The 1,171-nt window shown below is 60.5% G+C and carries 1 pseudogene; it reads left to right on the forward strand.

The annotated features are described in order from the left end of the window. Positions 1-1,078: pseudogene (gene istA, locus CFR80_RS18275) on the forward strand (IS21 family transposase); the annotation flags it as partial. Positions 1,079-1,171: the final 93 nt, after the last annotated feature.

Below are 1,171 nucleotides of genomic sequence, written 5' to 3' on the forward strand. Positions count from 1 at the left end.
ACTGGGTTATGATGGGTCCTACGGACGGGTGGCCGCTTTCATCCGGCAATGGAAACACGAACAGCACCAGGCACGCCAGACAACGGGTCGGGGTGTTTTTGTGCCCCTATGCTTCCAGCCCGGGGAAGCCTTCCAGTTCGACTGGGGCGAGGACTGGGCGATAATTGCCGGGCATCGCGTCAAGCTGCAGGTTGCCCACACCAAACTGTCCTTCAGCCGGGCCTTCATACTCAGGGCTTATCCCCTGCAGACCCATGAGATGCTTTTTGATGCGCTTACCGAGGCATTTCGCGTGCTCGGTGGCGTGCCACGGCGGGGTATTTTTGACAACATGAAGACCGCCGTGGACCGGATTGGCTCTGGCAAGGCACGTCAGGTCAACCTGCGCTTCATGGCCCTGGCCAGCCATTATCTGTTCGAGGCGACCTTCTGCAATCCGGCAGCAGGATGGGAGAAAGGGCAGATCGAGAAGACCGTGCAGGATGCCCGGCGCCATATCTGGCAGGATCTGCCTGCCTTTCCTGATCTGGGGGCGCTGAATGCCTGGCTGGAAGCCCGCTGCCTGGACTGTTGGGAACGGCTGCAGCATGCTGAATTGCCGCACAGCGTCTCCGAGGTCCATGCCAGCGAACGTCCCCACCTCATGATCCCGGGGCGTCCCTTTGACGGGTTTGTCGAACAGACCAAGCGCGTCTCACCAACCTGCCTGATCCAGTTCGAAGGCAACCGCTACAGCGTGCCGGCCTCCTTTGCCAATCGTCCGGTCAGCCTGCGGGTTTATCCCGACAAGCTGCGCATTATCGCCGAAGGGCAGGTTCTGTGCGTGCATGACCGGATCATCACGCGTTCGCATGGTGTGCCAGGCCGCACGGTGTATGACTGGCGGCATTATCTGGCGGTGATCCAGCGCAAACCGGGCGCCCTGCGCAATGGCGCGCCGTTTACCGAATTGCCAGCCGCCTTCCGGACCCTGCAGGACCAACTGCTCAGGCGGCCTGGAGGCGACCGGGAAATGGCTGAAATACTGGCTCTTGTGCTGCAGCATGATGAGCAGGCTGTCCTCTGCGCAGTTGAACTGATGGTGTGGACGGCTCCCTGTGGTCCTGAGAGGATGCTGAGGAGTTGAATGTCAGTGAAGGAAACCATCATGCGTCAGTTGGTCCGTATCGGC

This window comes from Komagataeibacter oboediens (assembly GCF_003207815.1).
In the GTDB taxonomy this organism is placed as follows: Bacteria; Pseudomonadota; Alphaproteobacteria; order Acetobacterales; family Acetobacteraceae; genus Komagataeibacter; species Komagataeibacter oboediens.